The 13,136-nt window shown below is 48.8% G+C and carries 15 protein-coding genes; 14 read left to right on the top strand and 1 reads right to left on the bottom strand.

What is annotated here, in order from left to right:
* Positions 1 to 4 precede the first annotated feature (4 nt).
* The 3 genes from rsmG (at position 5) to KNO65_RS12505 (ending at position 2,504) form a co-directional block, all read left to right on the top strand.
* A complete protein-coding gene (rsmG, locus tag KNO65_RS12515; RefSeq protein WP_015880223.1) occupies positions 5 to 721 on the top strand; it encodes a 16S rRNA (guanine(527)-N(7))-methyltransferase RsmG in 717 nt (238 codons plus the stop codon).
* Between the two features lie 79 nt (positions 722 to 800).
* Positions 801 to 1,685, top strand: a complete 885-nt coding sequence (noc, locus tag KNO65_RS12510) for a nucleoid occlusion protein (protein ID WP_015880224.1) — start codon at positions 801 to 803, stop codon at positions 1,683 to 1,685.
* A gap of 36 nt (positions 1,686 to 1,721) precedes the next feature.
* Positions 1,722 to 2,504, top strand: coding sequence for a ParB/RepB/Spo0J family partition protein (locus tag KNO65_RS12505; protein WP_214784591.1), 783 nt, complete (start codon positions 1,722 to 1,724; stop codon positions 2,502 to 2,504).
* Here the strand turns inward: KNO65_RS12505 and yyaC are convergent.
* On the bottom strand, positions 2,477 to 3,103 hold the full coding sequence (gene yyaC, locus KNO65_RS12500; RefSeq protein WP_078145959.1) for a spore protease YyaC: 627 nt from the start codon (positions 3,101 to 3,103) through the stop codon (positions 2,477 to 2,479). The genes KNO65_RS12505 and yyaC overlap by 28 nt on opposite strands.
* A gap of 169 nt (positions 3,104 to 3,272) precedes the next feature.
* Between yyaC and KNO65_RS12495 the strand changes: the two genes are divergently transcribed.
* From KNO65_RS12495 to yycF, 11 genes are all read left to right on the top strand, one after another.
* The gene (locus KNO65_RS12495) at positions 3,273 to 4,214 is read left to right on the top strand and encodes a mechanosensitive ion channel family protein (protein WP_074035244.1); all 942 of its coding nucleotides are present in this window, start codon (positions 3,273 to 3,275) and stop codon (positions 4,212 to 4,214) included.
* On the top strand, positions 4,204 to 4,407 hold the full coding sequence (locus KNO65_RS12490; protein WP_047795718.1) for a DUF951 domain-containing protein: 204 nt from the start codon (positions 4,204 to 4,206) through the stop codon (positions 4,405 to 4,407). Before KNO65_RS12495 ends, KNO65_RS12490 begins: the two co-directional genes overlap by 11 nt.
* A 153-nt stretch (positions 4,408 to 4,560) precedes the next feature.
* Positions 4,561 to 5,661 (top strand): redox-regulated ATPase YchF, encoded by a 1,101-nt coding sequence (ychF, locus tag KNO65_RS12485; RefSeq protein ID WP_031424089.1) that lies wholly within the window; start codon positions 4,561 to 4,563, stop codon positions 5,659 to 5,661.
* Positions 5,662 to 5,791: 130 nt separating this feature from the next.
* Positions 5,792 to 6,079 carry a 30S ribosomal protein S6 gene (gene rpsF, locus KNO65_RS12480; protein ID WP_015880230.1) on the top strand — a complete coding sequence of 96 codons (288 nt, stop codon included), beginning with the start codon at positions 5,792 to 5,794 and terminating at the stop codon, positions 6,077 to 6,079.
* A 37-nt stretch (positions 6,080 to 6,116) separates the two neighbouring features.
* Entirely contained in the window at positions 6,117 to 6,626 is a 510-nt protein-coding gene (ssb, locus tag KNO65_RS12475; RefSeq protein WP_015880231.1) for a single-stranded DNA-binding protein, read from the top strand.
* Positions 6,627 to 6,669: 43 nt separating this feature from the next.
* Positions 6,670 to 6,900 carry a 30S ribosomal protein S18 gene (gene rpsR / locus KNO65_RS12470; RefSeq protein ID WP_015880232.1) on the top strand — a complete coding sequence of 77 codons (231 nt, stop codon included), beginning with the start codon at positions 6,670 to 6,672 and terminating at the stop codon, positions 6,898 to 6,900.
* A gap of 152 nt (positions 6,901 to 7,052) precedes the next feature.
* The gene (locus KNO65_RS12465) at positions 7,053 to 9,044 is read left to right on the top strand and encodes a DHH family phosphoesterase (RefSeq protein WP_214784588.1); all 1,992 of its coding nucleotides are present in this window, start codon (positions 7,053 to 7,055) and stop codon (positions 9,042 to 9,044) included.
* Entirely contained in the window at positions 9,041 to 9,484 is a 444-nt protein-coding gene (gene rplI, locus KNO65_RS12460) for a 50S ribosomal protein L9 (protein ID WP_214784585.1), read from the top strand. Before KNO65_RS12465 ends, rplI begins: the two co-directional genes overlap by 4 nt.
* A gap of 17 nt (positions 9,485 to 9,501) precedes the next feature.
* Positions 9,502 to 10,854 carry a replicative DNA helicase gene (gene dnaB / locus KNO65_RS12455; protein WP_015880235.1) on the top strand — a complete coding sequence of 451 codons (1,353 nt, stop codon included), beginning with the start codon at positions 9,502 to 9,504 and terminating at the stop codon, positions 10,852 to 10,854.
* Between the two features lie 158 nt (positions 10,855 to 11,012).
* Positions 11,013 to 12,302, top strand: coding sequence for an adenylosuccinate synthase (locus KNO65_RS12450; RefSeq protein WP_214784582.1), 1,290 nt, complete (start codon positions 11,013 to 11,015; stop codon positions 12,300 to 12,302).
* Between the two features lie 121 nt (positions 12,303 to 12,423).
* Positions 12,424 to 13,134: a response regulator YycF gene (yycF, locus tag KNO65_RS12445; protein ID WP_015880237.1), complete on the top strand. Its 711-nt coding sequence runs from the start codon at positions 12,424 to 12,426 to the stop codon at positions 13,132 to 13,134.
* Positions 13,135 to 13,136: the final 2 nt, after the last annotated feature.

Below are 13,136 nucleotides of genomic sequence, written 5' to 3'. Positions count from 1 at the left end.
AACGATGAACGAATCTCAATTTATTGAAGCGTTACGAGCTGAAGGGTTTGAACTGAGTGAGACACAACTCAGTCAGTTCAAACGTTACTTCGAAATGCTCGTCGAATGGAACGAAAAAATGAACTTAACGGCCATCACGGACCGAGAGGAAGTATATTTGAAGCACTTCTATGATTCGCTCAGCGCAGCGTTTCATTTCGATTTCACGAAAGTCGAAACCGTATGTGATGTCGGGGCAGGAGCGGGATTCCCGAGTCTTCCGCTTAAAATTTTATTCCCACACTTACACGTCACGATCATCGATTCGTTAAACAAACGCATCACCTTCTTGAACGAATTGGCCCTCGCCCTCGGGCTCGAAGGTGTCGCGTTCCATCATGGTCGCGCTGAAGAGTTCGGAAAAAATAAAAAGTTCCGCGAACAGTTTGACGTCGTCACAGCGCGTGCGGTTGCCCGCATGACCGTGTTGGCGGAATACTGTTTGCCCCTCGCGAAAGTAGGCGGAAGCTTCGTCGCGCTTAAAGCAGCCAAGGTTTCTGACGAGATGGCAGACGCCAAAAACGCTTTAGCCGTTCTAGGTGGGAAAGAAAAAGCGACACACCAGTTCCTATTGCCAGGAGAGATGAGTGAGCGTAATATCGTAGTTGTAGATAAACTACGAAAAACGCCCGGGAAATATCCGCGTAAAGCGGGAACACCGGCGAAAGAGCCACTTATCTGATGATGTCGTTTCACGTGAAACAAAAGCAGATTCCAGTGGTGGAGTCTGCTTATTTTTTTACATAAAGGGGTGCCCGACGTTGAAGAATAGATTTGCGAAATTGTTCGGTGTGAATCGAAAAGACGAAGTTGCCGTGACGCAGATTGCGGAAGTTCGAGCGGATGACACGGTACAAGAACTCTCGTTATCACGGTTGCGTCCAAACCGTTATCAACCGCGTAAAGTGTTCGAACCGGCAAAAATTGAAGAGTTGGCAACGACGATTTCGGAACATGGACTCCTTCAACCAATCGTGGTTCGAAAGGCAGATGGGGACTGCTATGAAATCATTGCCGGGGAGCGTCGTTTCCGTGCGGTGAAATCGCTTGGTTGGTCAGCGATTCCGGCAATCGTTCGCGATATGGACGATGATACGACGGCTGCACTCGCCTTGATTGAAAACTTGCAGCGTGAGCAGTTAAGCCCGATTGAAGAGGCGGAAGCATATGATCGTTTACTCGCCTTGAACGGTTTGACGCAAGATGCGCTCGCGAAGAGTCTAGGCAAGAGTCAATCCACGATTGCCAATAAGTTGCGCTTGTTAAAATTGCCGGAGGATGTGAAGCAGTCGCTTCGCGATCGTCGGATCAACGAGCGACATGCGCGTGCGTTGTTGCCGTTGAAGGAAGAAGGATTGCAACTTCAAGTGCTCGCAGAAGTGTTAGAACAGGATTTTAACGTCAAGGAGACAGAAGAACGCGTCGCCTTTTTAACAACACCGATCGAAGAAGAGAAGCGAAAGCCGAAAAAACAACGTCGTCGGACGAAAAGTTTTGCGCGTGACACGCGAATCGCCATCAACACGATTCGTGACTCAATCGATTTGATTGGGAAAACAGGGATTGACGTCCAAACTGAAGAAGTAGACGAAGAGGAATTTGTTGAAATTCGAATTCGCATCCCGAAAGCGCGGCCTCAAAAATGAGTCCGTGCTTTTTTATACAATGAAGGAGGTTTGTAGATGGAACGATTAGCATTAAAATTCATTCGCCCAAACCCGAATCAGCCCCGGAAACAATTTGAGGTTGGAAAATTAGAAGAGTTGCGTCAATCCATTGAGCGATATGGCGTCCTACAACCAATCGTCGTTCGAAAAGCGACAGGATACTATGAAATCATTGCCGGGGAACGACGGTTTCAGGCGGCGAAGCTCGCTGGGAAAGAAGACATTCCTGCCCTCGTCGTCACGGCGGACTCCGATCGCGTCATGGAGTTGGCGCTGATTGAAAACATTCAGCGGGCAGACTTGAATGCCATCGAAGAGGCTGTCGCCTATGAACAGTTGATGCAGACGCTAGGTCTGACGCAACAACAGTTGGCCGATCGCGTCGGGAAGAGCCGCAGTCATGTGACGAACAGTCTTCGCCTCCTTCGATTGCCGAGTGCCGTCCAGCATGCGGTCATGGTCGGAGATTTGACGATGGGACATGCACGTGCCATCACGGGTATGAAATCGGAACAAGCGATGGAACAGATTGCGAAACGGGTCATTGCCGAGCATTGGACGGTCCGTCGCCTCGAGCGTTACTTACAAAAAGAGCGCACAGAAAAAAAGACGCTGAAGCGATCGAACGCCGATATCGAAGCGGTCGAAGCGGTGCTTGCGGAGCGTCTTCAGATGGATGTGTCGATTCGTCCGCGCCGAAAAGGCGGCGTCCTCGAGTTGAAGTATTTTTCACAAGACGACTTGGAACAATTGTTGACGTTATTATCGCCTCAAGACTTTGATTCATCTCGTGACTGACGAAGACGCGTGATGGCCGCCTCTTCGTGATGCAGGCGCCCGATCCGTGTATCAAAATCGGCGAATCCGTCTGTGATGAAACGTGCGAGTTCATATACAAGATGGAGACGGGTATTCTGTAGAATCATCATCTCCATAAATCCACTTACGTTCACGACGGCTTTAATATTGTAAGCGCCGACTGCCGGAAGTTCTTTTTGGACACCGGCCCCTGGAGCGAGCGGACCTTCCGAAAAGAAGACATAACCGACACTTGATAAACGTCCGAGACAGGCGTCGATAGCGATAATGAGCGGTTGATGGAAGCGCGTTTGAATCTCATGTAACGTTTCCACCAAATTGAGTGCGTGTACAGGCTTCGTTAATGTGCCGTATACATGTAAATTTCGGATATGGCGTTCTTCTAAAAACGTTCCGACGAGCGGACCGAGTGAATCACCGGTCGAACGGTCCGAACCGATGCAAACAAGGACGATGGGGCGATGGATTTCATTGACCAACTGTTCATGAAGCTGGTCCGCAAGCAATCTGGATCCACTCCGCTCAGTGTGTTCAATGAAGAAAGAGTATGGTTTATGAGGTTTTAAGCGAAACGGCATGAATCTCATCCTCTCTTCTAAGCTGCCTATTCCTAGTTGCAGTTGGGGGATTGATCTCGTATTAACCCATTCCCAAAAGTGGAAAACTTCTAACTTCCGAATGCAGTGTTTGAGAAAAGTCGTGAAATATGTTTTGATGATTTAGAATCTACGACTTTGAGGTGAAAAGATGGCTTCGCAAAATACAGAAAAAGATTTAAATACGGTTGCCGATGAGACAATCGACAGCGTGAACCGATTCGTCGAGTACTTTAAAGATACAGACATGTGGATTGGTTTAGGGATCAAGCTCGCCGGTGTGGCGCTCATCATCCTTGGTTTATATATCGCAACACGCATTTTGACAACGATGGTCGAGCGCGTGTTTACGCTCCGCAAAATAAAAGAACATGATATCGTCGCCCAGCGACAGAATGAAACGTTATTAAAATTAGCCCAAAACACAATCCGCTATGTGATCGGGTTGATTATGGTCTTGACGGTGCTCGGACAATTCGGTGTGAATATCGCCGGTTTGATTGCATCAGCCGGGGTCGCGGGTCTTGCAATCTCATTCGGGGCACAAAGTTTGGTGAAAGACGTCATCACAGGGGCGTTCATCATCTTTGAAAACCAATACAAGAACGGGGATTACGTCAATTTGAACCAACAAGTCGACGGGACGGTCATCGAGGTCGGAATCCGGACGACGAAGTTAAAAGGATTAAACGGACAAGTGACGATTATTCCGAACGGACAAATCTTACAAGTGACGAACTACTCGCTTGAAAACAGCGTCGCTGTTGTCGATATTGGGGTTGCGTACGAAGAAGATATGTCAAAAGTAGAGCAAGCGCTCAAGGAAATTGCGAAAACGGTCGAAGCACGCTATCACGACTTGTTCATCAAACCAATCGACTTAGCTGGAGTGCAGTCGCTCGGACCGTCGGAAGTGGTGTACCGATTAATGGCGGAAGTGCCGCCGACCCAGCACTTCGCAGCTGGTCGAATTTTGCATAAAGAGTTAAAGGCTGGACTTGACGAGCGGGGGATTGAAATTCCATACCCACGTACGGTCATGATGCCACCGAACTCGGCTCCTAAAGGAGGAGAAGCAGAAAATGCAAAGTAAAACCTATGCATTGAACGATATTGTGGAAATGAAAAAACCACATGCCTGCAAAACGAACCGCTGGCAAATCACGCGTGTCGGGATGGACATTCGAATCAAGTGTCAAGGCTGCGGAGCCAGTGTGCTCATGCAACGCCGTGATTTCGATAAGCGATTCAAGAAAGTGCTTGAACAAGGGAACGCCGCCGAATAAGCGGCGTTTTTCTTTAGGTTATGAACGTGAGTTGCGGTTTAATCGTGGACTATCTATAATTGTGAAGGATGTGACGGTGTGGTGTACTGAATGTACCCACTCCACAGACGGCTTAACATTTCCCGGGAAACACCGGATGAGGAGGAAATACTAGTGGGATTAACAGCAGGAATTGTCGGATTGCCAAACGTCGGGAAATCGACATTGTTTAATGCGATTACACAAGCAGGAGTCGAGGCGGCCAACTATCCGTTCGCGACGATCGACCCGAACGTCGGCGTCGTAGAAGTACCGGATGCGCGCCTTGATCGATTGACAGAACTCGTCAAACCGAAAAAAACGGTACCAACAGCATTTGAGTTTACAGATATCGCTGGAATCGTGAAAGGTGCGTCAAAAGGTGAAGGTCTCGGAAACAAATTCTTGGCGAACATTCGCGAAGTCGATGCGATTTGCCAAGTCGTCCGTTGCTTTGAAGACGAGAACATCACGCACGTCGCAGGTCGTGTCTCACCAATCGATGACATTACGACTATCAATCTTGAATTGATCTTAGCTGATCTTGAGCAAGTCGATAAACGAATCGCACGTGTTCAAAAAATGGTGAAGGCAAAAGATAAAGGTGCGGTACAAGAACTTGAAGCACTCGAAATCGTGCGAGATGTTCTTGAATCAGAGCGCCCGGCACGTGTCGCTGAATTATCAGAAGATCAACTCGCGATCGTCAAACACTTCCAATTGCTTACGATGAAGCCGATGCTTTACGTGGCGAACGTGAGTGAGGATGAAGTGGCAGATGCCGATTCGAACGAGTTTGTACAAGCAGTGCGTGATCACGCGGCAACAGAAGGGTCGAAAGTCATCGTCATCTGTGCACGAATCGAAGAAGAAATTTCAGAACTCGAACCGGAAGAACGCCTCGAGTTCTTACAAGATCTCGGAATCGAAGAGTCAGGACTTGATCAATTGATCCGTGCGGCTTACTCGACACTTGGTCTTGCGACATACTTCACGGCAGGTGAGAAGGAAGTTCGTGCATGGACGTTCAAACAAGGGATGAAAGCCCCACAATGTGCTGGTGTCATCCACTCTGACTTCGAACGTGGATTCATCCGTGCCGAAGTCGTGTCGTATGACGACCTTTCAGCAGCAGGAAACATGACGACGGTGAAAGAACAAGGGAAACTTCGTTCAGAAGGAAAAGAATACGTCTTCCAAGATGGCGACGTTGTCACGTTCCGCTTCAACGTATAAGTTGATTTACGGAAACGTATTGTAAAAGTCAAGGAAGTTTGATAGTATATTATGACGTGAGTAAAACAATTGTTTGCTCCTTGCTCCTACAACCGGTAGGGGCCGTTAGTCCAAGAGGAGGTGAAAGATAATGCGTAAATACGAACTTCTTTACATTATCCGTCCATCAGTTGATGAGGAAGCGAAGAAAGCTTTAATCGAGCGCTTCAACAACGTCATCACTGAAAACGGTGGTACTGTTGAAAAAACAACAGACATGGGTAAACGTCGTTTCGCTTATGAAATCAACAAGATGCGCGAAGGACACTACGTTCTTCTTAACATCGTTGCTGAACCTAAAGCGATCTTAGAAACAGAGCGTCTCATGAAGATCTCTGACGACGTTGTCCGTCAAATGACAACAAAAGACGAGCGTTAATCCTTAACGTTTCGTATCGTGAAAGGGGAGCTTGGAGATGATTAACCGAGTTGTGTTAGTTGGTCGATTGACTCGCGATCCCGAAATGCGTTATACGCAGAGCGGAATCGCCGTAACACGCCTTACTCTCGCTTGCGATCGTCCATTCGCTGGACAAGATGGGAAGCGCGAGACGGACTTTATTGATTGTGTCGTTTGGCGCAAACAAGCAGAGAACGTAGCACAATACTTGAAAAAGGGCAGCATGGCCGGCGTTGACGGTCGCCTTCAAATCAGTAGTTACGAAGGACAAGATGGCCAACGTCGTTACCGGGCAGAAGTAGTCGCAGACAGCGTACGCTTCCTTGAACCACGCGGAGCCTCAGGGCAACGTGAGCAAGCACCATCTGGAGATGTCTTCGGTGGTGGTGAATCAAGTGGATCAGGATGGGGCGCAGGAGCCGCTTCGACTTCATCTCAGTCCTCGAATTCGAATAAAGGTTTTGACGCAGATCCGTTCTCGGGTGGCGGCAAAATCGACTTGTCAGATGATGATTTGCCATTCTAATCATCATGGACAATAAAAACTAACCTATAAAGGAGGTCTTCACATGGCACGTCGTCCAGGAGGTCGTCGTCGTCGTAAAGTATGTTTCTTTACGTCGAACAACATCACTCATATCGATTATAAAGACGTAGAATTGCTCAAACGCTTCGTTTCGGAGCGTGGTAAAATTCTTCCACGTCGTGTGACTGGTACTTCAGCGAAATACCAACGTCCACTTACTGTCGCTATCAAGCGCTCACGTCAAATGGCTTTGCTTCCATACGTTGCAGAGTAATTGTTTGACGAACGGCTTATCCTCTTGGATAAGTCGTTTTTTTGTATTTCATCTCGTCTGTAAGTGTGTAAGTGAAACCGACGAATATGGTATGATAGAGCAGAAACCTTTACGATTCCATGGGTGAACATTACTCATTTTAGGAGGCATACATGCACAGTGGTGAAGCATTAACATCCGTGAAGAACCAATACGCGCGGCACATGATTCCATACGTGATTGGATTCCTTGTCTCGTTAGGATTGGCGTTCTACAACATTGTGGCGGCAATCACCCTGTTTATGGGCACGCTGATTTTTTTCATCTATCAGCAAGTGACGATGCGACGGGAGCGTAAAAATTGGGAACAGTATGTCCTCTCTCTCTCTCATCAAATCGAAGAGGTCGGAAAAGAAGCATTGACGACGATGCCGATTGGGATTTTAGTCTTTGACCAGGACCGACGGATCAGTTGGTATAACGAACAATCACGATTGATTTTCGAACTCGATATGGCGATTGGAATACCGCTTGATGCGCTCCATTCCGCCTTCGATGAATTGATTGAAGAAGAAGAGGATGAAGCCACGATTGAAGTGGGTGACCGTGTCTATCGTGTCTATTACAATCAAATCCATCAAACCCTCTATTTATTTGATATGACCGAAGAAGCGGAGATGGAACAAAAGTATGTTCAAACGCAGACGGTTATCGGTATTTTGTATTTAGATAACTATGACGAGATGTCGACTGCGGTGGATGAACAGGTCCGTAGTGAAGTCAATCGTCGGGTGACGGTGCTCCTCAACCAATGGGCGCAGCGGCATCACATCTACATGCGTCGTACAGCTGCGGACCGCTTTTTCCTCGTCATGAATGAACGGACGTTATCTGAACTTGAAAACAACCGCTTTTCAATCTTGGATGAAGTGCGTGATGCGACGAAGGAACAAAGAATCCCGTTGACGTTATCAATCGGGATTGGGTGCGGTGAAACGACATTGACGGAGCTCGGTAATCTCTCTCAGTCGAGTCTAGATTTAGGACTTGGCCGTGGTGGTGACCAGGCAGTCGTTAAGCGTCATAATGGGAAAGTTCGTTTCTTCGGCGGGAAGACAAATCCGACCGAGAAGCGAACGCGTGTCCGGGCACGTGTCATCTCGAACTCGATGCGTGACCTCATTCGGGAATCGAGCCGTGTCCTTGTGATGGGACATAAGAATCCAGATATGGACTCGCTCGGGGCTTCCATCGGTGTCATGAAATTGGCTGAGTTTGTCGGGCGCGAGGCGTATGTCGTCATTCCATCCGGTGAGACGAGTGTCGGGATTCAGCGGCTCGTCCATGAAGTAGAGAACGATGACTCGTTATACAGCCAATTCCTGACCGAGTATGAGGCACAGCCACTCATCGATGAACAGACATTGCTCGTCGTCGTCGATACACACCGTCCGTCCCTCGTCATTTCAAAAGACATTTTGGATCGGTCGGAGCAGGTCGTCGTCATCGACCACCATCGTCGCGGGGAAGAGTTTATCGAAGATCCGGTTCTCGTGTATATGGAGCCTTACGCATCATCAACGAGTGAGCTCGTCACAGAATTGATTGAGTATCAGGCGGGAAGCCGAAAGCTCTCGATTTTAGAGGCGACGTCACTTCTCGCGGGGATCATGGTCGATACGAAAGGATTTACGCTCCGTACGGGATCCCGTACGTTTGATGCGGCATCCTTCTTACGGATTCAAGGTGCTGACACGGTTCTCGTACAGCACTTCATGAGACAAGACCTCGATGCTTATATCGAGCAGTCTCAGATTTTGAGAAACACCGAAATTTATGCAGGTGGGATGGCGATCGCGGTCGCTTCTGACGACGAGGCACACCATCAAGTGTTGATCGCTCAGTCTGCAGACCAGTTGCTGAATATGGAAGGCGTCAAAGCCTCGTTCGTCATCGCCGTCTTACCGGACGGACGTACGGGAATCAGCGCGCGGTCGCTCGGCGACGTCAACGTCCAGGTCATCATGGAAATGCTTGATGGCGGTGGCCATTTGACGAATGCGGCGACGCAACTTGAGGTGAGTCGCGAACAAGCGAACGTCATGTTGAAAGAGGCAATCGATCATTACGTAACAGATGAAACTGAAGGAGAGGAATTAGAATGAAAGTCATTTTGAAAGTAGATGTAAAAGGACAAGGGAAAGCTGGAGAAGTGAAAAACGTGGCAGACGCTTACGCTAAAAACGTCTTGTTCAAGAAGAACTTGGCAGTGGAAGCGACACCAGGAAACCTGAAAGCATTTGCGGCTAAAGAACGTCGTGCCGAAGAAGCAGCAGAAGAAGAGTTGAACGAAGCGAAACAACTAAAAGAAAAGCTTGAAAAAGAGACGATTTCCGTCACGACAAAAGCCGGTGAAGGCGGTCGCGTGTTCGGTTCGGTCACGAGCAAGCAAATCGCGGATGCCCTTAAATCGATGGGCTACAAAATCGATAAGCGTAAAATTGAACTCGAGCATCCGATCAAGGCGCTCGGTTTCACGAAAGTGCCAGTGAAGTTGCACCATGACGTCGTCGCGACGTTGAATGTACATGTACAAGAAGCTTGAAGGTGAGGTAGAGACGGATGAGTGATGCGATTCAAGTCAATACACCACCGCATAGCGTGGAAGCGGAGCAAGCCGTCTTAGGGGCAATCATCCTCGATTCGGATCGGTTGATTACGGCCTCAGAGCGGGTCGACCCGGACGACTTTTATCGTGTCAGCCACCAGCGCATCTTTGAAGCGATGCTAAAAATCAATGACCGAGGCGAGCTCGTCGACTTGGTAACGCTCAGTTCTGAGTTGCAGGCGCAAGGGATTTTAGACGAAATCGGGGGCCTCAACTATTTGGCGGAGGTCGCGGAATCCGTTCCCGCCATCGGGAACATCGGCTATTACTTGAACGTCGTCGACCAAAAAGCGGCACTCCGTCGTCTGATTCGAACTGCGACCAACATTGTCTCGGATGGTTATGAGCGTCAAGATGAGGTGGATTCTGTTTTATCTGATGCCGAGCGAAATATTCTAAAAGTATCGCAGCGAAAAGGACAATCGAGCTTCCACCCGATTGGTTCTGTCTTATCCGATGCGTACTCGACGATTGAAAAGCTGCATCAGTCGAGCGGTGAAATTACCGGGATTGCGACCGGGTTCACGGATTTGGATAAGATGACGGCCGGTTTCCAACGAAACGATTTGATTATCGTGGCCGCCCGTCCATCTGTCGGGAAGACCGCGTTCGCCTTGAACATCTCGCAAAACGTCGCGGTCCGTACGGGTGAGAACGTCGCCATCTTCAGTTTGGAGATGGGTGCCGAGCAACTCGTCATGCGTATGTTGTGTGCGGAAGGGAACATCGATGCCCAGCGCCTGCGGACCGGTCGTCTTGAAGCGGAAGATTGGGGTCGTCTCTCCCTTGCGATGTCGTCGCTCTCCCAAGCAGGCATCTACATCGACGATACACCGGGTCTTCGGGTCAACGAAATCCGAGCCAAATGTCGCCGATTGAAGCAGGAACATGGTCTCGGGATGATCATGATTGACTACTTGCAGCTCATCGTCGGGAACGGGAAACCGGGCGAGAACCGCCAACAAGAAGTATCGGAAATCTCACGTACGCTCAAAGCAATCGCACGGGAACTACAAGTACCGGTCATCGCCTTGTCTCAGCTCTCACGTGGCGTAGAGAGTCGTCAAGACAAGCGACCGATGATGTCCGATATCCGTGAATCGGGAGCAATCGAGCAGGATGCCGATATCGTCGCCTTCCTCTATCGTGATGACTATTACGATAAAGAGAGTGAAGACGCCAATACGATTGAAATCATCATTGCGAAACAACGTAACGGTCCGACCGGTACGGTCAAGCTCTCCTTCAGGAAAGAGTACAACAAGTTCGTCAATATGGAGACGCAAGCCTTCGCACCACCGATGTAACGTCGGTGGTGTCTTTTTTTGTATAGGATTAGATCAAAATGACGAACGAATAGTTACATCTTATATAAAACGTTCGGTATTCAATTGACTTTCTTGCTTTTCAAGTGTACACTTACGGATGGTTTGAACAGAACGTTGATTAATAAGGAGGATTCATTATGTCATCAGTAGTCGTAGTGGGAACGCAGTGGGGCGATGAAGGGAAAGGGAAGATCACCGATTTCTTATCGAAACAAGCCGAAGTCGTCGCGCGTTATCAAGGGGGAGACAACGCTGGTCACACGATCGTCTTCAATGATACGAAATATAAACTTCACCTCATTCCGTCTGGGATTTTCTATTCGGATAAGACGTGTGTCATCGGGAACGGGATGGTCGTCAACCCGAAATCACTCGTGACAGAACTCGCTTACTTACATGAACGGGGTGTGAGCACGGATAACCTCCGGATCTCGAACCGGGCGCATATCATCTTGCCATACCACCAGCTTCAAGATCGTCTCGAAGAAGAGGCGAAAGGTGACGCGAAAGTCGGTACGACACTGAAAGGAATCGGTCCAGCGTATATGGACAAGGCGGCACGTATCGGGATTCGCATCGCCGACCTTCTCGACAAAGAAGTGTTTGCGGAGAAGCTAAAGACTGTTCTTGAACTAAAAAATCGCATGTTCGTGAAAATGTATGAAGTCGATCCAATCGAGTTCGATGACATCTTTGAAGAATACTACGCGTATGGTCAACAGTTCGCGAAATACGTGTGTGATACATCGGTCGTGTTGAACGATGCGCTCGACGAAGAGAAAAAAGTTCTCTTTGAAGGGGCTCAAGGGGTCCTTCTCGATATCGACCATGGAACGTATCCGTTTGTCACATCGTCGAATGCTGCATCAGGCGGCGTATCGAGTGGTGCCGGAATCGGGCCATCGAAGATTCATCACGTGGTTGGTGTCTGTAAAGCATATACGTCACGCGTTGGAGACGGTCCGTTCCCGACAGAGCTCGACGATGAGATCGGTCATACAATCCGTGAAGTCGGGAAAGAATATGGAACGACAACAGGTCGTCCACGCCGTGTCGGCTGGTTCGACTCGGTCGTCGTGCGTCACTCACGCCGCGTCAGTGGGATCACAGATCTTTGCCTCAACTCAATCGATGTGCTGACAGGTCTTGAGACGCTCAAGATTTGTACATCGTATGAGTATGAAGGAAAGCATCTTGACGAGTATCCACCGAACTTCCGCGTCCTTGAGAAGTGTGTACCGGTATACGAAGAGCTTCCTGGCTGGACAGAGGATATCACAGGGGTTCGTCGCTTTGAAGACCTTCCGGAGAACGCACAGCGTTACGTGCGTCGCATCGAGAAATTGACAGGAATCGAATTGTTGACGTTCTCGGTCGGACCGGCTCGTGAACAGACAGTCATCTTGCGTGATATTTACGAAGCATAAGAAAGGGAGCCACCGGGCTCTCTTTTTCTATTTCCACGGAAATGGACCACGCTTTCTAAGCTGTTTAAAAAGAGTTACAATGTAGGCATGTACGTTTAATGATAAGAGGAGGACTCACTGAATGGATCGTACGATTTTAGTGGTAGATGACGAACAACCAATCGCAGATATATTGAAGTTTAAACTTGAAAAAGAAGGTTACCAGGTGCACGTTGCCTATGACGGTGAAGAAGCACTCGTCAAAGTAGAAGAGATTCAACCGGATCTCATCTTGCTCGACATCATGCTTCCGCTCAAGGACGGCATGGAAGTATGCCGTGAGGTGCGGAAGAAATACGATATGCCGATCATCATGTTGACGGCAAAAGATTCCGAGATCGACAAAGTACTCGGACTAGAGCTCGGCGCAGACGATTACGTCACAAAGCCGTTCAGCTCACGTGAATTGTTAGCCCGTGTCAAAGCGAACATGCGACGTCATGCGACAGCACCGGCGCCAGAAGCAAAAGGAGCCAACGCGAACGATATCGTGATCGGCGACTTGACGATTCATCCGGATTCGTACATGGTGACGAAACGGGATGAGAAGATCGAATTGACACATCGCGAGTTCGAATTGATTCATTACCTCGCCCAAAACATCGGGCAAGTGATGACACGGGAGCACTTGCTCCAAACGGTATGGGGCTATGATTACTTCGGTGATGTGCGTACCGTGGATGTCACAGTACGTCGTCTTCGTGAAAAAGTTGAGGACAATCCATCGACTCCGACGTATATCATTACGCGTCGTGGCGTCGGGTATTATTTGAAGGCAGGAGAAGAAGATTAAAC

This window comes from Exiguobacterium sp. S3 (assembly GCF_018617295.1).
In the GTDB taxonomy this organism is placed as follows: Bacteria; Bacillota; Bacilli; order Exiguobacteriales; family Exiguobacteriaceae; genus Exiguobacterium; species Exiguobacterium profundum.
Note: the sequence above shows the minus strand (reverse complement) of the source record. Positions and strands in the feature narration are given on the sequence as shown.